27 protein-coding genes are annotated in these 25,157 nt (G+C 66.3%); 13 read left to right on the top strand and 14 right to left on the bottom strand.

The window, feature by feature from the left end:
• Window positions 1-281: 281 nt before the first annotated feature.
• Together ACFE77_RS11895 and ACFE77_RS11890 are read right to left on the bottom strand one after the other, a co-directional pair.
• Window positions 282-620: a hypothetical protein gene (locus ACFE77_RS11895; RefSeq protein ID WP_375421853.1), complete on the bottom strand. Its 339-nt coding sequence runs from the start codon at window positions 618-620 to the stop codon at window positions 282-284.
• 60 nt (window positions 621-680) lie between these two features.
• Entirely contained in the window at window positions 681-2,771 is a 2,091-nt protein-coding gene (locus tag ACFE77_RS11890) for a prolyl oligopeptidase family protein (protein ID WP_375421852.1), read from the bottom strand.
• Window positions 2,772-2,833: 62 nt separating this feature from the next.
• On the opposite strand from ACFE77_RS11890, the gene ACFE77_RS11885 reads away from it, so the two are divergent.
• Both ACFE77_RS11885 and ACFE77_RS11880 read left to right on the top strand, forming a co-directional pair.
• On the top strand, window positions 2,834-4,228 hold the full coding sequence (locus tag ACFE77_RS11885) for an MFS transporter (RefSeq protein WP_375421851.1): 1,395 nt from the start codon (window positions 2,834-2,836) through the stop codon (window positions 4,226-4,228).
• Window positions 4,229-4,285: 57 nt separating this feature from the next.
• Window positions 4,286-5,110: an alpha/beta fold hydrolase gene (locus tag ACFE77_RS11880; RefSeq protein ID WP_375421850.1), complete on the top strand. Its 825-nt coding sequence runs from the start codon at window positions 4,286-4,288 to the stop codon at window positions 5,108-5,110.
• Between the two features lie 216 nt (window positions 5,111-5,326).
• On the opposite strand, the gene ACFE77_RS11875 is transcribed toward ACFE77_RS11880, so the two are convergent.
• Together ACFE77_RS11875 and eno are read right to left on the bottom strand one after the other, a co-directional pair.
• Window positions 5,327-5,647, bottom strand: coding sequence for a septum formation initiator family protein (locus ACFE77_RS11875; protein ID WP_375421849.1), 321 nt, complete (start codon window positions 5,645-5,647; stop codon window positions 5,327-5,329).
• A 20-nt stretch (window positions 5,648-5,667) separates the two neighbouring features.
• On the bottom strand, window positions 5,668-6,948 hold the full coding sequence (gene eno, locus ACFE77_RS11870) for a phosphopyruvate hydratase (protein ID WP_375421848.1): 1,281 nt from the start codon (window positions 6,946-6,948) through the stop codon (window positions 5,668-5,670).
• Between the two features lie 134 nt (window positions 6,949-7,082).
• Between eno and ACFE77_RS11865 the strand changes: the two genes are divergently transcribed.
• Genes ACFE77_RS11865 through ACFE77_RS11845 form a run of 5 tightly spaced genes read left to right on the top strand, consistent with a single transcriptional unit; the run spans window position 7,083 to window position 9,034 of the window.
• Complete coding sequence (locus ACFE77_RS11865; protein ID WP_375421847.1) at window positions 7,083-7,661, top strand: hypothetical protein; 579 nt, start codon at window positions 7,083-7,085, stop codon at window positions 7,659-7,661.
• 5 nt (window positions 7,662-7,666) lie between these two features.
• Window positions 7,667-8,005, top strand: coding sequence for a phage holin family protein (locus tag ACFE77_RS11860; RefSeq protein ID WP_375421846.1), 339 nt, complete (start codon window positions 7,667-7,669; stop codon window positions 8,003-8,005).
• Window positions 8,002-8,337, top strand: a complete 336-nt coding sequence (locus ACFE77_RS11855; RefSeq protein WP_375421845.1) for a DUF3618 domain-containing protein — start codon at window positions 8,002-8,004, stop codon at window positions 8,335-8,337. Before ACFE77_RS11860 ends, ACFE77_RS11855 begins: the two co-directional genes overlap by 4 nt.
• Window positions 8,334-8,765 carry a hypothetical protein gene (locus tag ACFE77_RS11850; protein ID WP_375421844.1) on the top strand — a complete coding sequence of 144 codons (432 nt, stop codon included), beginning with the start codon at window positions 8,334-8,336 and terminating at the stop codon, window positions 8,763-8,765. The genes ACFE77_RS11855 and ACFE77_RS11850 overlap by 4 nt, the downstream gene beginning before the upstream one ends.
• Before the next feature lie 38 nt (window positions 8,766-8,803).
• A complete protein-coding gene (locus tag ACFE77_RS11845) occupies window positions 8,804-9,034 on the top strand; it encodes a DUF4170 domain-containing protein (protein WP_375421843.1) in 231 nt (76 codons plus the stop codon).
• A 410-nt stretch (window positions 9,035-9,444) separates the two neighbouring features.
• Here the strand turns inward: ACFE77_RS11845 and greA are convergent, their stop codons facing one another.
• The 4 genes from greA to carA form a co-directional block, all read right to left on the bottom strand.
• Window positions 9,445-9,921, bottom strand: coding sequence for a transcription elongation factor GreA (gene greA / locus ACFE77_RS11840; RefSeq protein ID WP_375421842.1), 477 nt, complete (start codon window positions 9,919-9,921; stop codon window positions 9,445-9,447).
• Between the two features lie 77 nt (window positions 9,922-9,998).
• Complete coding sequence (carB, locus tag ACFE77_RS11835; protein ID WP_375421841.1) at window positions 9,999-13,331, bottom strand: carbamoyl-phosphate synthase large subunit; 3,333 nt, start codon at window positions 13,329-13,331, stop codon at window positions 9,999-10,001.
• A complete protein-coding gene (locus tag ACFE77_RS11830) occupies window positions 13,331-13,600 on the bottom strand; it encodes a hypothetical protein (protein WP_375421840.1) in 270 nt (89 codons plus the stop codon). Before ACFE77_RS11830 ends, carB begins: the two co-directional genes overlap by 1 nt.
• Window positions 13,597-14,874, bottom strand: a complete 1,278-nt coding sequence (gene carA / locus ACFE77_RS11825; RefSeq protein ID WP_375421839.1) for a glutamine-hydrolyzing carbamoyl-phosphate synthase small subunit — start codon at window positions 14,872-14,874, stop codon at window positions 13,597-13,599. Before carA ends, ACFE77_RS11830 begins: the two co-directional genes overlap by 4 nt.
• 98 nt (window positions 14,875-14,972) lie before the next feature.
• Here carA and ACFE77_RS11820 point away from each other — a divergent pair, with 98 nt between their 5' ends.
• The 4 genes from ACFE77_RS11820 (at window position 14,973) to rpoD (ending at window position 19,785) form a co-directional block, all read left to right on the top strand.
• Window positions 14,973-15,425, top strand: coding sequence for a GatB/YqeY domain-containing protein (locus ACFE77_RS11820; RefSeq protein WP_375421838.1), 453 nt, complete (start codon window positions 14,973-14,975; stop codon window positions 15,423-15,425).
• 75 nt (window positions 15,426-15,500) lie between these two features.
• Window positions 15,501-15,896 (top strand): endonuclease domain-containing protein, encoded by a 396-nt coding sequence (locus ACFE77_RS11815; RefSeq protein WP_375421837.1) that lies wholly within the window; start codon window positions 15,501-15,503, stop codon window positions 15,894-15,896.
• Complete coding sequence (gene dnaG, locus ACFE77_RS11810; protein ID WP_375421836.1) at window positions 15,893-17,752, top strand: DNA primase; 1,860 nt, start codon at window positions 15,893-15,895, stop codon at window positions 17,750-17,752. Before ACFE77_RS11815 ends, dnaG begins: the two co-directional genes overlap by 4 nt.
• On the top strand, window positions 17,752-19,785 hold the full coding sequence (gene rpoD, locus ACFE77_RS11805) for an RNA polymerase sigma factor RpoD (RefSeq protein WP_375421835.1): 2,034 nt from the start codon (window positions 17,752-17,754) through the stop codon (window positions 19,783-19,785). Before dnaG ends, rpoD begins: the two co-directional genes overlap by 1 nt.
• 88 nt (window positions 19,786-19,873) lie before the next feature.
• On the opposite strand, the gene ACFE77_RS11800 is transcribed toward rpoD, so the two are convergent.
• The 3 genes from ACFE77_RS11800 to trmD all read right to left on the bottom strand — a co-directional run bounded on the left by ACFE77_RS11800 (window position 19,874) and on the right by trmD (window position 22,212).
• Window positions 19,874-20,932: a glycosyltransferase gene (locus ACFE77_RS11800; protein ID WP_375421834.1), complete on the bottom strand. Its 1,059-nt coding sequence runs from the start codon at window positions 20,930-20,932 to the stop codon at window positions 19,874-19,876.
• 157 nt (window positions 20,933-21,089) lie between these two features.
• Window positions 21,090-21,482: a 50S ribosomal protein L19 gene (gene rplS / locus ACFE77_RS11795; protein ID WP_375421833.1), complete on the bottom strand. Its 393-nt coding sequence runs from the start codon at window positions 21,480-21,482 to the stop codon at window positions 21,090-21,092.
• Between the two features lies 1 nt (window position 21,483).
• The gene (trmD, locus tag ACFE77_RS11790) at window positions 21,484-22,212 is read right to left on the bottom strand and encodes a tRNA (guanosine(37)-N1)-methyltransferase TrmD (protein ID WP_375421832.1); all 729 of its coding nucleotides are present in this window, start codon (window positions 22,210-22,212) and stop codon (window positions 21,484-21,486) included.
• A gap of 48 nt (window positions 22,213-22,260) precedes the next feature.
• Between trmD and ACFE77_RS11785 the strand changes: the two genes are divergently transcribed.
• Window positions 22,261-23,166 (top strand): NAD(P)/FAD-dependent oxidoreductase, encoded by a 906-nt coding sequence (locus ACFE77_RS11785; RefSeq protein WP_375421831.1) that lies wholly within the window; start codon window positions 22,261-22,263, stop codon window positions 23,164-23,166.
• 71 nt (window positions 23,167-23,237) lie between these two features.
• Window positions 23,238-23,663, top strand: a complete 426-nt coding sequence (locus ACFE77_RS11780) for an organic hydroperoxide resistance protein (RefSeq protein ID WP_375421830.1) — start codon at window positions 23,238-23,240, stop codon at window positions 23,661-23,663.
• 168 nt (window positions 23,664-23,831) lie between these two features.
• On the opposite strand, the gene rimM is transcribed toward ACFE77_RS11780, so the two are convergent.
• From rimM to rpsP, 3 genes are read right to left on the bottom strand one after another with little or no spacing between them, the layout of a single operon-like run.
• Window positions 23,832-24,284 carry a ribosome maturation factor RimM gene (rimM, locus tag ACFE77_RS11775; protein ID WP_375421829.1) on the bottom strand — a complete coding sequence of 151 codons (453 nt, stop codon included), beginning with the start codon at window positions 24,282-24,284 and terminating at the stop codon, window positions 23,832-23,834.
• Window positions 24,285-24,297: 13 nt separating this feature from the next.
• A complete protein-coding gene (locus ACFE77_RS11770; protein ID WP_375421828.1) occupies window positions 24,298-24,426 on the bottom strand; it encodes a hypothetical protein in 129 nt (42 codons plus the stop codon).
• A gap of 53 nt (window positions 24,427-24,479) precedes the next feature.
• A complete protein-coding gene (gene rpsP / locus ACFE77_RS11765) occupies window positions 24,480-24,950 on the bottom strand; it encodes a 30S ribosomal protein S16 (protein ID WP_375421854.1) in 471 nt (156 codons plus the stop codon).
• Window positions 24,951-25,157 lie beyond the last annotated feature (207 nt).

Genomic DNA, 25,157 nt, shown 5'->3' with positions numbered 1-25,157 from the left:
GGCGTAGCGTTCGCGATCAAGCTGGCGGCGGATGTCGTCGAGCGAGGTGCACGGCCCCTCGCGCGCCAGCTGATAAGCGCGCTCGATCGTCGACAGCACGCGGGCGGGTTCGGGATCGTCGGCCATGGCGTGCAGTAGAACGGTTCTGCGCCAGCACCTAATCGGCGGCGATGCGGTGCCTGCCCCCACTCCGTTCGTTTCGAGCGAAATCGAGAAACCGGTGCCGCACGAGGAGGATGGGTTTCTCGACTACGCTCGAAATGAACGGAGTGGGTGTGAGATCAGCGGAGCTCGACCGCCATCAGCGAATTGCCCGCATATTTCTCGTCCGACGGCACGAACAAGGCGCTGGGCGCGAACGACTTACCCATTAGCTTCACGTCCTTCAGCCCGTCGAGCTTAAAGGTGCCAATCTTGACCTCCTTGGGAGGCTTGCCGTCGCGCTCAATCGTCACCGCGTCGACATACATTTCGCCGTGACGCGTGTAGAGGATGTGCGGCGCGATCGTGACGGTGCCGCGATTGTAGGTCGCCGAGACCGTGATCAGGCGCACGATCGCCTCGAACATCGTCGGCACGGGGCCGGCGGGCGCCTGATCGTCATCGCTGGGCTGCTTCATGTTCATGGCCATACCGCACTATGCTGCATTGCAGCAAGATCTATCCTCCCCGGGCCCGCCTCAGCGCGCCGGTCCAATCAATTTTTGCGCGAAATAGGTCATTTGCAAGGCCTGCAAGCGCGCGCCCTGCGCGATGTCCGCATCGCCCGAATGGCCGCCCGCGGTATCCTCGTAGAACAGGTAAGGCAGGCCATATTCTTTCAGTCGCGCGGCGAACTTGCGCGCGTGCTGCGGCCCCACACGGTCGTCCTTGGTCGTCGTCCAGATATAAGGCTCCGGATACGCTACGCCGCGCTTCAAATTTTGGTAGGGCGAGATTGTCTCCAGGAACGCGCGCTCGTCGGGGTTCTTCACCGCCCCATATTCGTCGACCCACGAAGCGCCCGCCGCGAGATCCTCGTACCGAATCATGTCGAGCAACGGCACCTGGATCGTCACAGCCTTCCACAGGTCGGGATGCTGGTTGAACTCGACGCCCATCAACAAACCACCGTTAGACCCGCCGTAGATGCCGAGCTTCTGCGGGCTCGTCAGCTTGCGCGCGAACAAGTCCTTCGCCACGCCCGCGAAATCGTCGTAGATTACCTGCCGCTTGGTCTTGCGACCGGCATCGTGCCACTTAGGGCCGAACTCGCCGCCGCCACGGATGTTGGCCAGCACATAGGCACCGCCGCGTTCCAGCCAGAGCTTGCCGATCGAGCCGGAATAATACGGCGTCGTTGAGACCTCGAACCCGCCATAGGCCGTCATGATCGTCGGCGTGCTGCCGTCTAGCGGGATGCCGCGCTTGTGAACGACGAAGTAAGGCACCTTGGTGCCATCAGTCGACGGCGCCTCGAATTGTTCGACGACCAGCCCTGCTGCGTCGAACCTCGCAGGCAGCGTGCGCACCCGCTTGGCGGCGCCGGAGACAGCATCGAGCGACCAGAGCGACGTCGGATCCAGGAAGCCCGTGACTGTCAAGAAGGCGAGGTCGTTGCGATCGCTGACATCCGCCACCCCGACCGACGCATTGTCGGGCAGCGTCACCGGCTTCGCCGTCCAGCCCCCCGCGGAATGGGTGAATAGCATCGCGCGACCTCGGACGTTGTCGTTGACTACCACGATCAGGCGGTTCTTGGTGCCAGCGGTCTGCTCGATCGATTGACGCGAGCCTGGCGCCAAGATCACCTCGGGAGTGAAGCGTCCGCTTGCGACTGCGGCGAGCGGGGCCGAGGCGATCGCACCGTTCGGCACCGGACCCCAGGGCTCGCTGGTCGTGAAGATCACCTGCCCGTCGACCATTCCGGCGGCGAAGGTGCGCTCGGGGATTTCGAGCTTCGTGATGCCCTTCGGTGTCCAGACGAAGCTGTCTGCGCCAAAGAAGGTCTGGCGGCGGGTGATCACCACCAAGCGATTGTCGTCGCCGTCGGTCAGCACACCCGCGGTGGTCGCCAACTGGTCGCTTGCGTCGCCGCGATACACCTCGGTTGCCTGGGCGAGCGACTGGCCGCGCTTCAACTGCTTGAGCACGAACGCATAGCCGGACCGGGTGGTCGTCCCTGCGCCCCAGTCGCGCGACACCAGCAGCGTGTCCTTATCGATCCAGGTGGCGTCCTGCTTGGACTTGGGCAATACGAACCCGTTCTCGACGAAACGACCGGCGGCGAGATCGAACTCGCGCAGCGTCGCCGCATCTTCGCCGCCTTCCGACAGCTCGACCAGGCACAGCCTCTGCTCGGGCTGAAGGCACCTCGCGCCCATCCACACCCATTCCTTGCCCTCGGCCTTGCCGAGCGCATCGATATCGAGAGCGATCGTCCAGTTGGGCGACGGCTTCGCGTACTCGGCCGGTGTGGTCCAGCGCCACAGGCCATGGGGATGATCCGCATCCCGCCAGAAATTGTAGATCCGCCCGAACCTTTGGGCGGGCATCGGGATCCGGTCCTTGGCCGACGCGATCGCCAGCGCTTCGGCATTGAAGGTCGCATAGCGCGGGTCGCTCTGAAGCCGCGGCAGGGTCTTGGCATTTTCCGCTTCGACCCAGACGAGCGCCTTCGCGCCGTCCTTGTCCTCGAGCCAGATATAGGGATCGTCCTGCACCGGTGCGCTCTGCGCGAGGATCGGAGCGGCGACAAGCATCATTGTCGCAAGCAGCATCTTCAATTTCATGGAAAGCTCCGGCAGAGGAAAAGCCGTGCCTTTTTGCATGGTATACGATCGGACGGCAATGGATGACTGACGGGCTACCGCTTCCCCGCCGCTACCTCGCGATCGGCGCGCTGTCGGCCGGCACGGCATTGACGATTATCGACGGCGGCGTCGCGACCGTGGCGCTGCCGACGATCGCGCGCGACCTGCATGTCGATAGCAGCGCGGTCGTGTCGGTGGTCACGGTGTACCAGTTGATCCTGGCGATGGCGCTGCTGCCCTTCGCCGGGCTGGGCGATCGCATCGGGCTGAAGCGAATGTACCAGTACGGCCAGCTGATCTTCACCGTCGCGACGATCCTGTGCTTCTTCGCGAAGAGCCTCCCCTTCCTGCTGGTGGTGCGCGCGGCGCAGGCGCTCGGCGCCGCGGCGGCGCTCAGCGTCTCTAGCGCGCTGATCCGGTCGGTCTACCCTGCCAAGCAACTCGGTCGTGGGCTCGGCATCAACTCGGTCGTGGTGTCGAGCTCCGCCGCGCTGGCGCCGACGATCGGCGGTCTCGTGCTCGCAATTGCGCCTTGGCCCTGGGTGTTCGCGAGCGCGGTGCCATTCGCGGTGATCAGCCTCTATCTCGGCCGCGCGCTGCCGGAGACGCCGGTCGCTAAGGGCGCGTTCGACGTGTTCGGCGCGGTGCTCTGCGCGTCGATGTTCGGGCTCGTCATCGGCGGCGCCGAGAGCGCGGTGCATGGCGACAGCCCGGTGGTCTCGGCGGCGATCGTGCTGACCGGCGCGGCGATCGGCTGGTTCTTCGTGCGCCGCGAACGCGGCGAGGCGAAACCGATCCTGCCGATCGACCTGCTCGCCCGCCCGGTCGTCGCGCTGTCCGCGATCGGCGCCTTCACCGCGTTCACCGCTTCGATGACCCTCCTACTGTCGACGCCGTTCCGCCTGACCCACGCGTACGGCTTCACCGCCGCGGAGGTCGGTGCCGCGATCGCGCCGTGGCCGCTGACCAACATGATCGTGGCGCCGCTCGCAGGCTGGCTGTCGGATCGCTATCCCGCGGGACTGCTCGGCGGGATCGGCATGGCGGTGTCGATCGCCGCGTTGATCCTGATCGCGACCTTGCCCGCCGAGCCGAGCTATTTCGACATCGCGTGGCGGATGGCGCTGTGCGGATCGGGCTTTGGCCTGTTCCTGCCGCCGAACGCGCGGCTGATCATCGGCTCAGCCCCACGCGAGCGCGCGGCGGCGGCGGGCGGGCTGGTGTCGACCGTCCGGCTGGTCGGGCAGACCACGGGGGCGACGCTGGTAGCGGGTCTGCTCGCCGCCGGGGTGGGGGCGGGCCGGGTTCCGGCGCTGGTCGCTGTCGGGCTCGCGCTGGTCGCAGGGCTGTGCAGCCTTGCCCGGCTGCGCCCCGCGATCCGCAATCCCGCGCCCGTCGAAGCCGAGGCCGCCCAGCCGGCGCAACATCTTCACTAGGCGGAACAGGCACGCGGCTGCACCGTTATCGAGGCACCTTTCTACCCGGAGACCTGCATGCCCTACGTCAAGACGCGCGACGGCACCGACCTCTATGTAAAGGATTGGGGTTCGGGTCGGCCCGTGATCCTGATCCACGGCTGGCCGCTGTCGGCGGATAGCTGGGACGCGCAGGCGATGGCGCTCGCCGAGGCCGGTTTCCGCGCGATCGCCTATGACCGTCGCGGCTTCGGCCGGTCGGGACAGCCCTGGACGGGCTATGACTATGACACGCTAACCGACGATCTCGCCGACGTGATGAAGGCTACCGGCGCCGACAACGACGCGACGCTGGTCGGCTTCTCGATGGGCGGCGGCGAGGTCGCGCGTTACATGAGCCGTCACAACGGCCAGGGCGTGATTGCCGCGGGCCTGATCGCGTCGGTCGTGCCGTACATGCTCAAGACCTCGGACAACCCCCATGGCGTGCCCGAGGAACAGCTCGCCGCGATCGGCGCGGGGATCAAGAAGGACCGCCCGGGCTTTTTCCACAGCTTCCTGCAGCAGTTCTTCGGGGTGGGGTTCATCTCCAGTCCCGTCAGCGAGCAGACGGTCGACTGGGCGTGGCGGCTGGCGATGCAGGGCGGGCTCAAGCCGATCCTCGAATGCGCCAAGTCCTTCGGCCACACCGACTTCCGCGGCGACCTGCCCGCGTTCCGGGTGCCGACGCTGATCGTTCACGGCACCGCCGACAAGACCGTGCCGATCGATCCGACCGCGCGCCAGGCGGCAAAGGGCATCGTGTCCTCGCAATTGGTGGAATATGACGGCGCCCCGCACGGCCTGACGGTCACCGAGAGCGACCGGTTCACGAAGGACCTGCTGACGTTCCTGGGTCATTGAGAGGAAGAGGGGCTGCGGCGGTCGCCCCCCCTCTCTACGTCGGATTAGATCCTCTCTTCGTCATCCCCGCGCAGGCGGGGATCCAGACTGGCAAGCGCTGCGGATAACTTATCTAAGCCAGCCAATATGGATCCCCGCCTGCGCGGGGATGACGCAATGGATCAATAAAATGTCATTTCGCTCGAAGCCGGGCGGTGCGCCCAGCGGAACCGCACTCTACTTCAGCGGGACGATGACCTCGTCGGGATGCGCAACGTTCAGCTCCTTGCGAACCATCTCGTCCACCATGTCGGGGTTTGCGTGGTCGGGATCCAGCAGCGCCACGCGGTTCTTCAACACCGTGCGCTGCTGATCCAGCTCGGCATAATGCTTTTCGCGCTTCACCAGCTGCCGCTTGTAGTCGCCATAGGCGAGGATGCCGTTCGGCCCGAGCACCGCATAGGCGCCGAAGAACGCCATCAGCGTAAAGCCGATCGCGGGCAGCGCGGCGCGCTTCATGGTCCTGCGGAATGCCGATGTCTTCACGGTGCGCACCATCTGCCTTCTCGAATCCGCGATCAAGCCCCGATCAACACGTCACGACCGGCATAGCGTGCCGCGTCGCCCAGCTCTTCCTCGATGCGGATCAGCTGGTTGTACTTGGCGAGCCGGTCGGACCGCGCCAGCGATCCCGTCTTGATCTGGCCGCAGTTGGTCGCGACCGCGAGATCGGCGATCGTCGCGTCCTCGGTCTCCCCCGAGCGGTGGCTCATCACCGCGGTGTAGCGCGCGCGCTGCGCCATGTTCACCGCCTCCAGCGTCTCGGTCAGCGTGCCGATCTGGTTAACCTTCACCAGCAGCGAATTGGCGATGCCGCCGTCGATGCCGCGCTTCAGCCGCTTGGGATTGGTGACGAACAGATCGTCGCCGACCAGCTGGACCTTGTCGCCGATCAGGTCGGTCAGCGTCTTCCACCCCTCCCAATCGTCCTCGCTCATGCCGTCCTCGATCGAAAAGATCGGGTAGCGGCGGGTGAGATCGGCGAGATATTCGGCCATCGCGCCGCTTTCCAGCACCTTGCCCTCACCCGAGATGTCGTAGCGGCCGTCCTTGTAGAATTCGGTCGCGGCGCAATCGAGCGCCAGCATCACGTCGTCGCCCGGGGTGTAGCCCGCCCTCTCGATGCTCTGCATGATGAAGCCCAACGCCTCGTCGGTCGACGCGATATTCGGCGCGAAGCCGCCCTCGTCGCCGACGCCGGTCGCGAGCCCCTTGTCGTGCAATGCCTTCTTCAGCGTGTGGAAGATCTCGGAGCCGCAGCGTACCGCCTCGACGATGTTCGCCGCGCCGACCGGCACGATCATGAACTCCTGGAAATCGATTGGGTTATCGGCATGTTCGCCGCCGTTGATGATATTCATCATCGGCACCGGCAGGACATGCGCGGAGACGCCGCCGACATATTTGTATAGCGGCATGCCCCGTGCCTCTGCCGCGGCCTTGGCGGCGGCGAGACTGACGCCGAGGATCGCGTTGGCACCCAGCCGGCCCTTGTTCTCGGTCCCGTCTAGATCGATCATCGCCGCGTCGAGATCAGCCTGGTCCTCGGCGTCGAGGCCCATCAGCGCCTCTACGATCTCGCCGTTCACCGCCTCGATCGCCTGATCGACACCCTTGCCGCCCCAGCGCGTCTTGTCGCCGTCGCGCTTCTCGACCGCCTCGTGCGCACCGGTCGATGCGCCCGACGGCACCGCCGCGCGACCGAAGCTGCCGTCTTCCAGCAGGACATCGACCTCGACGGTCGGATTGCCGCGGCTATCGAGGATCTGGCGGCCATGGATGTCGATGATTGCGGTCACGTAACGATGCTCCTAGATCCTTAGGGGACGCGCGCGCCTCTATCGCGCCGATGCTGCCGCGGCAATCGTCGCGGCGGATGGAACGGTCATCGACCCGCGGGGTTGAAGGACGGACACAAGCGAAAGGGCTGATCATGGCTGATATCGACGCCACACCGACCGCCACCAACACCGATCTGGAAGGCGGCACGCTCGCCTCAACCGGATCATTCGAGCAGGGCAACATGGGCACCGGCGCCGCGCCCGCGGCGAACCTCGGCGGCGACACGTCGGGCGAGCAGAAATCGTCCGATCCGCGTCAGTTGCTGAAGGACGGCGCGAGCAATTATGCGACGCAGGCGACCGACAAGATCCGCGCGTTCGCCGATACCGGCAAGCAACGGGCGGGCGGCGCGCTCGACCAATTCTCGACGATGCTAACCGACGCAGCCGGGCAGGTCGATGAGAAGCTGGGCGCGCAATATGGCGATTACGCACGTCAAGCCGCAGGGCTGGTCTCGAACTTCTCGGGGTCGATCAAGAACAAGGAGGTCGACGACCTGCTCGACGACGCCCGCGGCTATGTACGGCAGAGCCCCGGCGTCGCAATCGGTGTCGCCGCCGCACTCGGCTTCGTGCTCGCACGGGTCGCGCAATCCGGGATTGAAGGTTCGGGGGTCCACGGGTCGACGACCACCGGCTCCCCGAGCCGTACACCGGCCAACGAGGGCTGATCGACGTGATCGACACCGATCTGCATGACGACAACGTCGCAACGCTGATGACCCGGCTGGTCGACGACACACGGTCGCTCGCGAGTGCCGAGATCGCGTTGTACAAGGCGCGGATCGGCGAGCGCACCTCGGCATACAAGAACGCTGCGATCTTCTTCGCGGCGGCGGGGGTCCTTGCGCTCGCGGCATTGATCGCGTTGCTGGTCGGCCTGATCATGTCGATTGCGACGCTGGTCGGGCCGGGCTTCGCGACCACGATCGTCGTCGGCGTCGTCCTGATCGTCGCAGCTATTCTCGCCGTGGTCGGCAAGGGCAAGCTCGCACCCGCCAAGGTGACACGATGATCGAACCGGCTGCACGCCTCGCTCAGGCCGAACTCGACGCGGTCGTCGCGCGTGAACGCCTGTCTTCCACGGTGTCGCTGCTCCAGGCACGGCTCAACCCGAAGCGCCTTGCCAACAAGGCGATGCGCGAGGTTGCCGACAAGGGCAGCGTTGCGGCGGCGGCCAGCGTCGACAGGGCACGTCGCAACCCCGGTGCCGTTGCGGGCCTGACCGCGGTCGCCGGCCTGTTCCTCGCCCGTTATCGGATTGCCGACCTCTTCCGCGGCGGCAGAAAAGTAAAACGACAGACCAAGGCGGAGCCCGCTCCGCTTCCGCAAAGGATCATGACATGACCGACAACCAATCCACCGATCACGGCAAGCTCGACCAGACCATCGATGCGGCAGAACGAGTTTACGAGCGCACCGTCGACAAGGCATCCGCGGCGATCGGCCAGTCGCGGCAGACCGCGACGCAGACGATCGATTCGAGCCCGCTCGGCATCGTCGCTGGTGGTCTTGCGCTCGGCGCTCTCGCCGGGGCGCTGTTGCCCCGCTCGGACAAGGAAAAGGAACTTCTTGCGCCGATCGGCAAGCAGCTTGGCGAGCGTGTCCGCGCCGCGACCCAGGCTGCGCGTACTGCCGGGCAAGAGGAGTTCGCCAACCTCGGGCTGACCAAGGACGGCGCGAAGGACCAGGTCAAGACGCTGTTCGACGGCGTCACCAAGGCATTGTCTACTGCAGGCGCCGCAGCGGCAAAGAGCGCGGCGAAGAAAGCTTAAGGCTTCACCGCAGCGCAGCAATCCGGTAGACGGGGTGGATGAGCAAACTCCACCTCGTCTTCGGCGGCCGCGTGACCGACCCGCGTACGCTTGACTTTGCCGATCCGTCGTCCTGTGAGGTCGTCGGGATCTTCGCCGATTACGCCAGCGCCGAAAAGGCCTGGCGCGCCGCCGCGCAACGCACGGTCGACGACGCGGAGATGAAGTTCGTGGTGGTGCATCTGCACCGGCTGCTCGAGCCTAATCTGGTGCCGCCGACTGCGGGCTGAGGGTTGGGTACGGGCGCTGGTTCGAAGCGCAAGCTCCGACACCGGGCGGCTCAAGTCATGCTAGCCACCCTCTTCGTCATCCCCGCAGGCGGGGATCCATACTGGCTGGCTCCAGAATGCGACGGCAACGCTTGCCAGTCTGGATCTCCGCCTGCGCGGGGATGACGCGTAGGGCTAATCCAATGTCGTCCGCGGTAAATCTACGCCGATGCGCCCCCCGCTGCCGTTCGTCCTGAGTAGGGATCGAGTAGCCTGAAGGGCGTATCGAGAGCCCGTATCGAAGGACAGGTTGGCGCGCGGAACATGTGCTTCGATACGAGCCCTCGATACGCTCCCTTGCGGGAGCTACTCGGTCTCTACTCAGCACGAACGGGGGTGAGGACACGCGGCCCTCGCATCGCCCCCCGCCCTCAAATAAACGCGATCTTCTCGACCACGTAATAGCGATCGCCCGACGGCACCGTCACTTCGATCTCCTCGTCGACCTTGCGCCCGATCAGCGCGCGCCCAAGCGGCGAGTTGTACGAGATGCGACCAGTCTTGGCGTTAGCCTCGGTCTGCCCGACGATCTGGTAGGTGACCGGCTTCTCGTCCTCGTCCTTCAAGGTGACAGTCGCGCCGAACACGATCTTGTCGCCAGACAAATCCTTCGGGTCAATGATCTGCGCTCGGCTGAGCTTGTCCTCGATGTCGGCGATCGACGCCTCGATCTGGCCCTGGCGCTCCTTCGCGGCGTGGTATTCGGCGTTTTCCGAGAGATCGCCGTGGGCACGCGCTTCCTCGATCGCGTCGACGATCGTGGGCCGTTCGGCCTTGAGGCGCTTCAGGTCCGCACTAAGGGTCTCGTACCCCTCTTGCAGCATCGGCATCTTCTCAACGGTCGCCATCGTGTATCCCCATTATCCCTGTCGTCGCGCGCCACTGGACGAGGCCGCCCGCACGGCCGATCGATCACGTCGACCGGTCATTTGTGCGATTGCGAATAATAGGACTGCAAGGGCCGTACTTCAAGGTTTGCCGTGCCGCCCGCCGCGATCGCCCTCGCCGCTTCGAGCGCGGCGGGGGCGGTGGTGAAGTACGGGATCTTGCGCGACAGCGCAGATCCGCGGATCGGGGCGGAGTCCTTCAGGCTCTGCCAGCCCTCGGTCGTGTTGAAGATCAGGTGGATACCGCCGTCGAGCATGCGATCGACGATGTGCGGCCGTCCCTGCGCCACCTTGTTGATGCGTTCCACCGGCAACCCGGCGCGATCGAGATGATCCGCGGTGCCGCCGGTCGCCACGATCGCGAAGCCGCTATCGACCAGCGCACGGATCGCAGGCACGATCGCGGCCTTGTCGCCGTCCTTCACGCTGACGAACACTGTGCCCGTGCGCGGCAACACCGTGCCCGCGCCGAGCTGCGACTTGGCGAAGGCGGTGGTGAAATCGGGATCGATTCCCATCACTTCGCCGGTCGACTTCATCTCCGGGCTGAGCACCGGATCGACGCCAGGGAAGCGCGAAAAGGGGAACACCGCCTCTTTCACCGCATAATATTCGATATGGCGGTCGATCGCGGGGAGATCGCGCAGCTGCTCGCCCGCCATCACCCGCGCCGCGATCTTCGCAATCGGTGCGCCGATCGCCTTGGCGACGAACGGCACCGTGCGGCTGGCGCGTGGATTTACCTCGATGAGGTAGACGAGATCGTCTTTCACCGCGAACTGGATGTTCATCAGGCCCTTCACCGACAGCGCATGCGCGAGCGCGACCGTCTGGCGCTCGATCTCGGCGATGATCGCGGGCGACAGGCTATAGGGCGGGATCGAACACGCGCTGTCGCCCGAATGGACGCCGGCCTCCTCAATATGCTGGAGCACGCCCGCGACGACGACATCGGTGCCGTCGCAGATCGCGTCGACATCGACCTCGATCGCGTCGCGCAGATACTGGTCGATCAGCACCGGCGACTCGCCCGACACTTGCACCGCAGTCTGGATATAGTCGTCGAGCTGCGCGAGGCCGTCGACGATCTCCATCGCCCGCCCGCCGAGCACGTAACTCGGCCGCATCAGCACCGGGTAGCCGATGCGCTCCGCCGCCGCGACCGCCTCGTCACGGCTACGCGCGAGGCCGTTGGCGGGCTGGCGCAGGCCGAGCTTGTTGATCAGCGCGGCGAAGCGCTCGCGGTCCTCGGCGAGGTCGATCGCGTCGGGCGAGGTGCCGAGGATCGGGATCCCCGACGCCTCCAGCGCCCGCGCCAGATTGAGCGGGGTCTGCCCGCCGAACTGGACGATGACGCCGACCAGTTCGCCATTCTGCTGTTCGACGTGCAGGATCTCGAGCACGTCCTCCGCAGTCAGCGGCTCGAAATACAACCGGTCCGACGTGTCGTAGTCGGTCGACACCGTCTCCGGGTTGCAGTTGATCATGATCGTCTCGTACCCGGCATCTCCGAGCGCGAAGCAGGCGTGGCAGCAGCAATAATCGAATTCGATCCCCTGCCCGATCCGGTTCGGCCCGCCGCCAAGGATCACGATCTTGCGGCGTCCGGTCGGCTGCGATTCACACTCCGGTGTGCCGAACGACGGCGCCTCGTAGGTCGAATACATGTACGGCGTCTTCGCATCGAATTCCGCCGCGCAAGTGTCGATCCGCTTAAACACCGGTCGCACGCCGAGCTTGACGCGGTGCGCGCGCACCTCGTCTTCGGTGACCCCGCCGGTCATCGCTTTCACCGCTTCATGGATCAGCCCCGACCCGCGCGCGATGCCGCGGCTCATGCCGCGCAGGTTGGCGGATTGAAGCGCCAGCCAAGCGAGGCGCTTGTCGCTGAACCCCATCGACTTGAGCCGGCGCATCCCCGCCGCCTCGATCGGCAAGCCGTCCTTCATCACCTCGGCCTCGGCGGCGACGATCTCGGCGATGCGCTCCAGGAACCAGGGATCATATTTGGCGATCGCGTTGACCTCGGCGACGGTGAAGCCCTCACGCAGCGCCTGAGCCGCGACCAGCAGCCGGTCGGGGGTCGCCACCGCCAGCGCCGCCTCGATCTCCGCCCGCGGTGCGCCCGCGAGGCGATCGACGATGTTGAAGCCGCTTAGCCCGGTCTCCAGTCCCCGCAGCGCCTTTTGCAGGCTCTCGTGAATGTTGCGGCCGATCGCCATGACCTCGCCGACCGACTTCATCGCGGTCCCGAGCACCGCCTCCGCGCCCTTGAACTTCTCGAACGCAAAGCGGGGAATCTTGGTGACGACATAGTCGATCGTCGGTTCGAATGACGCCGGCGTTGCGCCGGTGATGTCGTTGGTGATCTCGTCAAGCGTGTAGCCGACCGCGAGCTTCGCCGCGACCTTGGCGATCGGGAAGCCGGTCGCCTTGGACGCCAGCGCCGAGGAGCGCGACACCCGCGGGTTCATCTCGATGACGACGAGGCGGCCGTCCTTGGGGTTGACCGCGAACTGCACGTTGGAGCCGCCGGTCTCCACCCCGATCTCGCGCAGCACCGCGATGCTCGCGTTGCGCATGATCTGGTATTCCTTGTCGGTCAGCGTCAGCGCCGGCGCGACGGTGATGGAGTCCCCGGTGTGGACGCCCATCGGATCGACATTCTCGATCGAACAGATGATGATGGCGTTGTCGGCGCGATCGCGCACGACCTCCATCTCATATTCCTTCCAGCCGAGCAGCGATTCCTCGATCAGCACCTCGGTGGTCGGCGACAGGTCGAGCCCGCCGCGGACGATCCCCAGGAACTCCTCGCGATTATACGCGATGCCGCCGCCGCTGCCGCCCATCGTGAAGCTCGGCCGGATGATCGCGGGGAGCCCGACCTTGGCAAGCCCCTCCAGCGCCTCCGCCTCGGTATGCGCGATCGCCGAGCGCGCGCTTTCCAGCCCGATCCGGTCCATCGCGTCGCGGAACTTCAGCCGGTCCTCGGCCATGTCGATCGCATCGGCATCCGCGCCGATCATCGTCACCCCGAACTTGTCGAGCGTGCCGTCGCGGAACAGCGCCAACGCGGTGTTGAGCGCGGTCTGCCCGCCCATCGTCGGCAGCACCGCGTCGGGGCGTTCCTTCTCGATGATCTTGGCGACGATCTCGGGCGTGATCGGCTCGACATAGGTCGCGTCGGCCAGCTCGGGATCGGTCATGATCGTCGCCGGGTTCGAGTTGACGAGGACGATCCGGTAGCCCTCCTCCTTCAAAGCCTTGATCGCCTGCGTGCCCGAATAATCGAACTCGCACGCCTGCCCGATCACGATCGGCCCCGCGCCGATCACGAGGATGGAGGAGATGTCGGTGCGTTTGGGCATTACTTTTCTTCCGAAACTTCTGCGTTGCCAACGATCGCAAGATTGGACGCGTCGACGGCCCCGCTCATCTTCTTGAGCACGCACTCGATCTTGGCGTAATCCGCATCAGGATCGGCGCGAAAGACGGTCTCTCGGCCTCTCAGCTCGAGCCACTTCCGCGGTGCACGACAGGCATCGGCCATCAGGTCCAGGCGCGCTTGGCTCATCTTGCCACGTTGTAACGATGGTTGCGCCGCGACCTGGATGGCAAGTGCGAGCAGCCCGCTCACAGCGCCGACCGACCGATCGACGCGACGAACCGCTCGAACAGATATAAGCTATCCTGCGGTCCCGGCGATGCCTCCGGATGATACTGCACGCTGAAGGCTGGCTTGTCGGTCAACTCCAGCCCGGCGTTCGACCCGTCAAACAACGACACATGCGTCTCGCGCACGTTCGCGGGCAGGCTGTCGCGCTCGACCGCGAAGCCGTGGTTCATGCTGGTGATCTCGACCGCGCCGTCGCTCAAGCGCTTGACCGGGTGGTTGGCGCCGCGGTGGCCCTGGAACATCTTGGTGGTGGTCGCGCCCACCGCGAGCCCGAGCAGTTGGTGGCCGAGGCAGATGCCGAACAGCGGCTTGCCGGTGTCGAGCAACTCGCGGATCACCGGCGCGGCGTATACGGCGGTCGCGGCGGGATCGCCGGGGCCGTTGGAGAGGAAGATGCCGTCGGGCTCGAGCGCCATCACCTCGTCGAAGGTGGCGGTGGCGGGGACGACGGAGACCTTCGCGCCGGCCTTCACGAGATTGCGGAAGATGTTGTGCTTGGAGCCGTAGTCGATCGCGACGACGTGGGGCTTGTGCTCCCCTCCCGCATCGCGGGAGGGGTCGGGGGAGAGCGTGTCCGCCTGGACGTCGTTCGGGGACAGGCCCTCCCCTAGCCCCTCCCGCAAGCGGGAGGGGGATGCCACGCGGGAGGGGGATTGGTAACCGAACCCCAGCCGCCAGACGCCGCCCTCCCAGCCGAAATGCGTCGCCGCCGACACGTCCTTCGCCAGGTCCATGCCCTCCAGCCCCGGCCAGCCGCGCGCCATCGCCAGCAGCGCGTCGATGTCGAACTTGCCGTCAGCGGCATGCGCGATCACGCCGTTGGGCGCCCCGCCCGAGCGGATCCGCCGGGTCAGCGCGCGGGTGTCGATCCCCGACAGCCCGATCCGCGCATGCCGCTTCATCCAGCCGTCGAGCCGCTCCACCGCGCGGAAGTTGGACGGCGCGGTGACGTTCTCGCGCACGATCATGCCGAGCGCGTGGGGATTGTCCGCCTCGATATCGTCCGGGTTGGCGCCGACATTGCCGATGTGCGGGAAGGTGAAAGTGATGATCTGCCCCGCAAAGGACGGATCGGTCATGATCTCCTGATAGCCGGTCATCGCGGTGTGGAAGCAAACCTCCCCAACCGCGCTGCCCTCGGCGCCGAAGCCGTGGCCCCATACCGTTTCACCGCTCGCCAGGACGAGGACTCCGGTCGCTCCCTCGGGCGCAAGCGTGGGTTTGGCGTCGGCCATGGTAAGGCGGGCACTCCTTGGGTTAGGGCAACGATGTCGCTAAGCGTCGCCCGCTAAGGCCGCCCCAGGGCGCCGTCAATCTGATAAGAGATTCGCCCATGATTCGAGACGATATCAAAGCCGCCCAAATCGCCGCCATGAAGGCCGGCGACAAGGAGACCCGCAACGCCGTGAGCCTGATCCAGGCCGCGGTGAAGAACCGCGACATCGAAGCACGTACCGGCAAGGCGCCCGAGGACGACGATTCGCTGGTGATCGAGGTGCTCCAGAAGATGGTGAAGCAGCGCCGCGAATCGATCGAGATGTACGAGAAGGGCGGCCGCCAGGAACTCGCCGACGCCGAGAAGGCGGAGGTCGCGGTGATCGAACGCTTCCTCCCGGCGCCGATGTCGGAGGCGGAAACGACTGCCGCGATCGAGGCGATCAAGGCGGAACTCGGCGCGACCGGCATGAAGGACATGGGCCGGGTAATGGCGGAGCTGAAGGTCCGGCACGCGCAGACGCTGGACATGAGCAAGGCGAGCGCGTTGGTGAAGGCGGCGTTGGGGTAGGCGCCAAACTCCCTCCCGCTCTTGGGAGGGGCACCAAAACTCCCCTCCCGCCTGCGGGAGGGGTCGGGGGAGGGCATGTTGGACAAAGGATACACCAGACCCACTGCCCGCTCCCGCGAATTGCGTGCTGACCCGACCGATGCCGAACGCAAGCTCTGGTCTCATCTGAGCGCCCGAAAAATCGCCGGCACCCGCTTCAACCGCCAATTTCCGATAGGCCCTTTCATCGGCGACTTCGTCTCGCGTGGCGCCAGGCTGGTCATCGAAGTCGATGGCGGTCAGCACGCCGCATCGACGGAGGACGATGCTGCCCGGACGCGCTATATGGAGGCGCAAGGATATTGCGTGATTCGATTCTGGAACAACGACGTGCTGGGGAACATCGAGGGCGTGGTGGCGACGATTGAACGCGCGCTCGTGGACAGGCCCTCCCCCAGCCCCTCCCGCGAGCGGGAGGGGAGCCGAAGGTGACCCTCACCCCCCAGTTCCTCGACGAGCTCCGCGCCCGCACCGCGCTCTCCACCCTCATCGGCAAGACGACCAAGCTCACCAAGGCCGGGCGCGAGTACAAGGGCTGTTGCCCGTTCCATCAGGAAAAGACGCCGTCTTTCTACGTCAACGACGACAAGGGCTTCTACCATTGCTTCGGCTGTTCGGCGCATGGCGACGCGATCCGGTGGATGACCGACCAGCGCGGCCTGCCGTTCATGGATGCGGTGAAGGAGCTCGCCCAGGCCGCCGGCCTCGACATGCCCGCGATGGATCGCCAGTCCGCCGCCAAGGCAGAGCGCGCGCGCGGGTTGCACGACCTGATGACCGACGCCGCGACCTGGTTCGTCGAACAGCTGGGCGGGCTCGGCGGTGGCGAGGCGCGGGCGTTGCTCGATCGCCGGGGCATCACCCCGGAAACCGCGCGCGCGTTCGGCATGGGTTTTGCGCCCGACAGCCGCGGCAAGCTAAAGACCGCCCTCGCGGCATATGGCGACCCGATGCTGGTGGAATCGGGCATGTTGATCGCGGTCGAGGGCAAGGAGCCGTACGACCGCTTCCGCGGCCGGCTGATGATCCCGATCCGCGACGCGCGCGGCCGAACGATCGCGTTCGGCGGCCGCATCCTCGACAGCGGCGAGCCCAAATACCTCAACTCGCCCGACACCCCGCTCTTCGACAAGGGGCGCACGCTCTACAACCTCGATCGCGCTGCCGCCGCGGTGCGCAAGACCGCGCGCGTGCTGGTGGTCGAGGGCTATATGGACGTCATCGCGCTCGCCCAGGTCGGCATCGCGGAGGCGGTCGCCCCGCTCGGCACCGCGTTGACCGAGCCGCAGCTGGAACGGTTGTGGCGGATGGTCGACGTGCCGACGCTGTGCTTCGATGGCGACGCCGCCGGGCAGAAGGCGGCGTTGCGTGCCGCCCACCGCGCGCTGCCGATGCTCGCGCCGGGCCGCAGCCTGTCGTTCGTGACGCTTCCTGAGGGGCAGGACCCCGACGATCTGGTGCGCAAGGGTGGTGCGGCGGCGATGGAGAAACTGTTGTCGGCGCCCGAGCCGCTGGTCGAGCGCTTGTGGAAGACCGAGCTTGCCGCCGAGCCGCTCGACACCCCCGAGCGCCGCGCCGGCCTCAAGCAGCGGCTGTCCGAGCTGGCAGGGGGGATCGCGGACGCCTCGGTCCGCAGCGAATATCAGGCCGAGTTCCGCCGCCGCTTCGATGCGCTGTTCGCGACCCAGCGCCGCCCGTTCGTGCCGTTCGAAAAACGCAGCGGTCCGTGGAAGCCGCCGGTCGCGCCGATCACTGCCGACACGCGTGCGTTCCACGCGGCGGGAATCGACCGGGTGCTGGCCAAGGCGGTGCTCGCCGGGCTGATCCGCCACCCGGCGGAGATCGCCCGGCACATGGAGATACTCGGCAGCCTGAAGCTCGTCGACGGCGCGCTTGGCCGGCTGTTCGAGGCGGTGGTTGATCTTGCGCTTGAAGATCAGGCGCTTGATAGCGGCCGGCTTATCACCATATTGGCCAAATCAGGCTTTGACGCGATCGCGAGCGATCTGTTGAGGGCCGATACGATGCCTTACACGTTCACTGCAGAGGCCGGTGATCCGGTCCGCGCACGCGCCGATCTGGACGAGGCGATCGCCATCCTGGTGGCGCGTCCCGAGGTCGACCTGGCGCTCGCCTCCGCGACGAGCGCGATGCAGGCGGACTTCACGGCCGAGGCGTTTGGGCGGCAGGTGGCGTTGGTGAGAGAAAAACAGGCGTTGGAGGATCGGCTTGCAAATCTGGTGCAGTCGAACGAAGACGCCCGAGCATACGGACCCGAGGGCGATTAATGGCGAAGGCGACTATGGCGGCTGACACGACGGAGGCACCGGAAACGGGCGATGCCCCGCTGATCGACTTGAACGATGCGTCGATCAAGAAGGTCTTCGCGCGTGCCAAGAAGCGCGGGTACATCACCTATGACCAGCTCAACGAGGCCCTGCCGCAGGACCAGATGACCTCCGATCAGCTCGAGGACGTGATGTCCGCGCTGAACGAGATGGGCGTCAACATCGTCGAGAACGAGGAAGCCGGCGAGGATGGCGAGCCGGAAGAGCGCGCCGACGACGACGAAGTCGAGACCGTCGATGCCGAGGCCGACAACGCCCCCGCGGTCGAGAAGAAGAAGGAGACCGTCGATCGTACCGACGATCCGGTCCGCATGTACCTGCGCGAGATGGGCGCGGTGGAGCTGCTCAGCCGCGAGGGCGAGATCGCGATCGCCAAGCGGATCGAGGCCGGTCGCGACACGATGATTCTGGGGCTCTGCGAGAGCCCGATCACGTTCAACGCGATCATCGACTGGTCGACCGCGCTCAACGAAGGCACGATGCAGCTGCGCGAGATCCTCGATCTCGACGCGATGCTGTCCAAGGGTCCGTCGGCCGAGCAGGTCGAGAATGCCGAGGACGATACCGGCGAGATCAGCGAGAAGACCGCGGGCGCATCGTTCAAGGAAGAAGCCGAGCCCGAGGAAGCGCCCGTCGCCGAGGACGAGGACGACGAGCTGACCGAGCGCCGCGCGCCGCGCCCGTCGGACGACGAGGAGGAGGACAACACCCTCAGCCTCGCGCAGATGGAAGAACAGCTGAAGCCGATGGCGCTCGAGCGCTTCGCCAGCATCACCGCGCTCTACAAGAAGTTCTCGAAGGTGCAGGTCGCGCGTCTCGAGGCGATGAGCGCGGGCGGCGAGCTGTCCGCCGCCGACGAGCGCAAATACCAGAAGCTGCGCGAGGAACTCACCGCCGAGGTCGAGAGCGTCCAGTTCCACCAGGCGAAGATCGAATATCTCGTCGACCAGCTCTATGCCTTCAACCGGCGTTTGACCGCGCTGGGCGGCCAGATGCTGCGCCTCGCCGAGCGTCACAAGGTCAGCCGCAAGGACTTCCTCGACCGCTATGTCGGGCACGAGCTGGACGAGGGCTTCCTCGCCACGGTCGGCAAGCTCGACAAGAAATGGACCGCGTTCGTGACAAACGAGGGCGAGGCGGTCGACCGCATCCGCACCGAGATCGCTGAGATCTCGCAGCAGACCGGCATGGCGCTGAGCGAGTTCCGCCGCATCGTCAACATGGTCCAGAAGGCGGAGCGCGAGGCGCGCATCGCCAAGAAGGAGATGGTCGAGGCGAACCTGCGGCTCGTGATCTCGATCGCGAAGAAATACACCAACCGCGGGCTGCAGTTCCTGGATCTGATCCAGGAGGGCAATATCGGCCTGATGAAGGCGGTCGATAAGTTCGAATATCGCCGCGGCTACAAGTTCAGCACCTATGCGACGTGGTGGATCCGCCAGGCGATCACGCGCTCGATCGCCGACCAGGCGCGGACGATCCGCATCCCGGTCCACATGATCGAGACGATCAACAAGCTGGTCCGCACCAGCCGCCAGTTCCTTCACGAGCAGGGCCGCGAGCCCACGCCCGAGGAGATGGCGGAACGCTTGAGCATGCCGCTCGAGAAGGTCCGCAAGGTGATGAAGATCGCCAAGGAGCCGATCAGCCTCGAGACGCCGATCGGCGACGAGGAGGATTCGCACCTCGGCGACTTCATCGAGGACAAGAACGCGGTGATCCCGGTCGACGCCGCGATCCAGGCGAACCTGAAGGAAACGGTCACCCGAGTCCTCGCGTCGCTCACCCCGCGCGAGGAACGCGTGCTGCGCATGCGCTTCGGGATTGGCATGAACACCGATCACACGCTCGAGGAAGTCGGCCAGCAGTTCAGCGTGACCCGCGAACGTATCCGCCAGATCGAAGCGAAGGCGCTGCGCAAGCTCAAGCACCCGAGCCGCTCGCGGAAGATGCGCAGCTTCCTGGATCAGTAACGGAGAGCGGCGGCGATCGAGGCTGCCCTCTCTTTGCCCGTCACCCCGGATCGAGTCCGGGGTGACGGAGCAGAGGTGTCCTCCAGCCCTACCCGCGTGCCAACTTGCGTAACGTCTGGGCGATCGTGTCGACATGCGCGACCGAATCGTAGCGCGTCTCGGCGATGACCCGCCCTCGCCGCCCTCGCTCGGCGGCGGCCTCCGCATCCGCCAGCACCGCCTTGATCGCGGCGCGCATCGCGGGGGGATCGCGCTGCGGCACGGCGGTGACCGCGTCGGCATCGTCGAGATACCCCGCCAATCCCTCGCTCGCGGTGACGATGACGGGCCGCCCGCTGGCCAATCCCTCGACCAGCGCCTGCACCCCGGCCGCATAACGGTTGGGCCTGACCGCCACCACGACGACGTCGGCATCGCGATAGAGCTGCGCCAAGTCGCGCCATTCGTAGAAGGACTGGTGGAAATTGGCAGGCATCGTCTCGGGGAAGGTCTCCGCCAGCAGCGCAGCGTCGGTGGAAAAGCCGCTGATGCGGACGTCGAGATCCAGACCCGCGGTCGCCTCGGCCAGGGTGCGATAATCCCGTTGTTCGAGACCGACGCTCACCACCAGCGGCCGTGCCTTAGGCCCTTGCGCGCCCGGACTGAAGAAACGGATGTCCGTCTGATCGTAGATGAAGGATCGACGGTTGGCCGCGATGCCGGCCGACCCGAGAAAGTCGATCTGTGGCCGCGAAGGGCTGAAGATGAGGTCCGCCCGCCGCTTCAGCCCGAACGCGCGGAGCGCCACCCGCGCGCGGGTACGGTCGACATTGTGCACCATCATTGCGACCCGCGGACCATTCTTGCGACCTCCCGCCACGGCCGCAACGGGAAAGCCGCTATGCTCGCCGCCACAGAAGATCACGTCCCCGGGCCCGGTCTGCGCAGCCAGTCGCCGAGCAAGCACCCATGTGCCGGGCGAACCGATCAGCCGTGACCGCACCCGATCGTCCAGGCGTGCCGTCGCCGCGGGATCGGGCGCATGGACCACCGCGTCGAGCTGATCACGAAGCATCGCCATCGCATGCCGCGGCCGATCGCCACGGGCCGCCTCTTGAGAGATAGCGTCGAGGTCGGTGTGCTTGTCCATGACAATGTGGAAGGTCATCTGCTGCTTTCTGCGCGAGTGAGCCGGCGGTTTCGACGCGATGCCTGCCTGCGATAGCGCGGGTCAACCCGCGCTATCGCAGGCGGTGGTTCTGCTCATGAAAAAGGGCGCCGAAGCCAAGCCTCGACGCCCTCCTGTCATCACGAACCCCGCAGGATCACTCGGCGGCGGCGGTGCCCTTGGCGGGGCGGGTGTCGCGGCGCTCGGCGATGCGCGCCGACTTGCCGGTCCGACCGCGCAGGTAATAGAGCTTCGCACGCCGCACCGCGCCCTTGCGGACGACTTCGATCGAATCGACGTTAGGCGAATACAGCGGGAAGACGCGCTCGACGCCCTCGCCGAAGCTCATCTTGCGAACGGTGAAGCTGCTGCCCATGCCGCGATTGGCGCGCGCGATGCACACGCCCTCGTAGTTCTGGACGCGGGTACGGTCGCCTTCGACGACCTTGACGCCGACCTTCAGCGTATCGCCGGGGCGGAAATCGGGGATCGACTTGGTTTCGTGGAACTTGGCAATCTGCTCGGCTTCGAGCGTCTGGATGAGGTTCATCTCATTCGTCCTTCATTCGCCGCGCGCCAGAGGGCGACCCGACCCGAGCGTCCTCATGACGCTCCCAAAGGTCCGGCCGCCTTAACCGTGTATCGGTCTCCGCCTTGGCTTTACGCCACGCGGCGATCCTCGCATGATCCCCCGATCGCAGCACTTCGGGGATCGTGCGCCCTTCCCATTCAGCAGGTCGGGTATAATGCGGGTATTCGAGGAGACCGCTTTCGAAGCTCTCCTCATCCCCGCTGGAAGGCGCGCCCATTACCCCGGGGAGCAGCCGGATGCAAGCGTCGAGCAAGACCAGCGCCCCCATCTCGCCCCCCGACAGCACATAGTCGCCGATCGAGACCTCCTCGATCTCGCGTGCTTCGAACAAGCGCTCGTCGAAACCCTCGAAACGGCCGCACAGGATGACCACGCCCGGCCCCGCGGCGAGTGCCCGCACCCGCGCCTGGGTCAGCGGCCGGCCGCGCGGGGTCATCGCCAGCAGCGGCCTTTCATCCGCCACCGCGTCGATCGCCGCCGCCACGACGTCGGCGCGCAGCACCATCCCCGCGCCACCCCCCGCCGGCGTGTCATCGACCGATCGATGCTTATCCGTCGCAAAATCACGGATCTGGACGGGATCGCAAGTCCACCGTCCCTCGTTGAGCGCACGACCGGCGAGGGATGAGCCGAGCGGCCCCGGGAACATTTCGGGGTACAAGGTCAGGATCGTCGTGGCGAAGGGCATCGCGCGCTCATCCTCGCAAGGAACGACGCTGACAAGGGGGACGACAAGATGGACGACTGCATCATCATCGGCGCCGGCCCCGCGGGGCTCACCGCGGCGATCTATCTCGCCCGGTTCCATCTCTCGATCCGGCTGTTCGACAGCGGCGCCAGCCGTGCGGCGCTGATCCCGTGCACGCACAATCATGCCGGCTACCCCGACGGCATCCGCGGCACCGATCTGCTCGCGCGCATGCTGACGCAGGCCGAAGCCTATGGCGCGGTACGCGAGCAGACCGAGGTGGTGTCGATCGATCGCGTCGGCGAGGAGTTCGAGGTGGTCACCGCCAAGGGCCGTCACAAGGCGCGGACGGTGCTGCTCGCAACCGGCGTGGTGAACAATCGGCCCAAGATGCCCGATGCGCTTCATGACGAGGCGTTGGACCGTGGGCTGCTGCGCTATTGCCCGATCTGTGACGGCTACGAGGTCACCGACAAGCGCGTCGGGGTGATCGGCACCGGCGACCACGGCATGCGCGAGGCGATCTTCCTGCGTGGCTATACGCAAGACGTCACGCTGATCGCACCCGAGGCGGCGCATGATCTGGACCCGGCCTGCGCTGCGGCGCTCGACGAGGCGGGGATCGCGCATGTCGACGGTCCCTGCGGCGGCTATGCGATCGAGGACGACCGGTTCGTCGTCGACACCGCCTCGGGTCGCTTGGCGTTCGACAGCGTGTACCCGGCGCTGGGATCGGTGATCCGGTCCGAACTAGCGGTGTCGACCGGCGCACGGGCGAGCGATGACGGCTGCCTAGAGGTCGATGACCATCAGCGAACCACCGTCCCCGGCCTGTTCGCCGCGGGCGACGTGGTGAAGGGGCTCGACCAGATCAGCCATGCGATGGGCGAGGCCGGGGTCGCCGCGACCACGATCCGCAACCTGCTCGCCGAACGGACGCCGCTGCGGCGGTAAACGCGGCCGGGACCCAGGGGGTTGTTCTGGCCCGCCGCCGCCCGCACATTGGCGGCCAGAGGAGAACACCGATGTCCGTGAACGTGATCTACAAGACCAGCGCTACCGCTACCGGGGGCCGCGACGGCGCCGCTCGCTCGGACGACGGCTCGGTCGACGTCAAGCTGGTCGTGCCGAAAGAGATGGGCGGCCCGGGCGGGGTCGGCGCCAACCCGGAAAAGCTGTTCGCCGCGGGGTATTCGGCGTGTTTCCTCGGCGCGATGAAGGCCGTGTCGGGCAAGGTCGGCGTGTCGGTGCCGGCGGACGCGACGGTGACCGCGCAGATCGGCTTCGGGCCGCGCTCCGAAGGCGGCTACGGCATCACCGCCGACCTAACGATCGCCATGCCGGGCGTCGACAAGGCCGATGCCGAGCGCCTGGTGGCAGCGGCGCACGAGGTGTGTCCGTATTCGAATGCCACGCGGAATAATGTGAATGTCGGGCTGACGGTGGCGTGATTAAGGGGGTGCTGACGATGCGGCGCCCCCTTCATTCGTCATCCCCGCGCAGGCGGGGATTCGTACTGGCAGACCGCTAAGATTACCTGAGGCGCTCGCCAGTCTGGATCCCCGCCTGCGCGGGGATGAAGGAAAAGAACAGGATGCGGTCGCCCAACAGGCGCAGCCCTATTCCACAAATTCCGCCGCGACGATAAGCCGCTCGTCGTTCCACTCGGGCACCGCCTCGACGCGCATCGGCACCATGAAGCGCTTGCCGTCCGGCCGCTCCACCTCGATGACGTCGCCCGCACCGAAATCGTCGATTGCGACGACGACGCCCAGCGCCTCGCCGGTCGACGACGCGGCCGCAAGGCCGATCAGGTCGGCATGATAATATTCGCCCTCGCCCAGCGGCGGCAGGGCGCTGCGCGGCACCCATAATTCGGTCCCGCGCAGCGCCTCCGCCGCGGTGCGATCCGCGACCTCGGCGAAGCGCGCGATCGTGCCGTTGCTGCCGGCACGGAGCGACTTCACCGTCAGCGCGCCGTCGTTGAAGGCCGCGAACGGTGCGATGTCGGTTGCATAGACCTTCAGCCGCACCTCGCCCGCAATACCGTGCGCACCCACCACGACCGCCATCGTGACCGGCGTGTCAGCCTTCGGGCGACCCTTCGGTGCGGCCGGGGCTGTCGTCGCCGCCTTCGGCGGGTTCCTGGGTCGAGACACCCTGGTTGGTGGCGTCGTCATCGGGTGCGGTTCTCGGATCGGGATCGTGGGCCATGATGCGTGTCTCCTCCACGGAAGAACGCATCATGGCCCGGTTTCGCTGCGTGCTTAGGCAGCGGTCTCTTCGGTCGTCGTCGCATCGTCGGCCGCCGGTGCGGCATCGTCGGCGGCAGGCGCCTCTTCGGGCACCGGCTCGGGAGCAGGTGCTGCGGCGGCGGCGGCCTCGGCCTCCTGCTGCGCCTTCAGCTTCTCGGCGCGCTCTTCTGCACGCTCGGTCGCCTTCTCGCCGGGCTTGCCCTTGTTCGGGTTCTCGCGCGCGGCGCGCTCACGCACGCCGGCGGCATCGAGGAAGCGGGCGACACGATCGGTCGGCTGCGCACCGACGCTCAGCCAATGCTTCGCACGGTCGGCATCGAGGACGACGCGCTGCTCGTTGTCCTTGGCGAGCAACGGATTGTAGTTGCCGATCTTCTCGATGAACTTGCCGTCGCGCGGGGACCGCGCGTCGGCGACGACGATGCGGTAGTAGGGACGCTTCTTGGAGCCGCCGCGCGACAGGCGAATGCTGATAGCCCTGATAGTCTTCCTTCGTGATCGTTGCCCGGCAGGTAGCCGGGGTCGTTGGGTTGGTTAAGGTGTGCCGCTTGCACGGCACGTTCGTCACTTCTTCTTGAGCAGATTGTCGAAACCAGTCGGCAGCTGCGGCGTACCGCCCTTGCCGATCGGGCCGCCGCCGAGGCCGGGCAACGCGCCCATCCCCTTGCCGCCGCCCGCGCGCTCCATCAT

Origin of the sequence: uncultured Sphingomonas sp. (genome assembly GCF_964243315.1) — a bacterium.
In the GTDB taxonomy this organism is placed as follows: domain Bacteria; phylum Pseudomonadota; class Alphaproteobacteria; order Sphingomonadales; family Sphingomonadaceae; genus Sphingomonas.
Note: the sequence above shows the minus strand (reverse complement) of the source record. Positions and strands in the feature narration are given on the sequence as shown.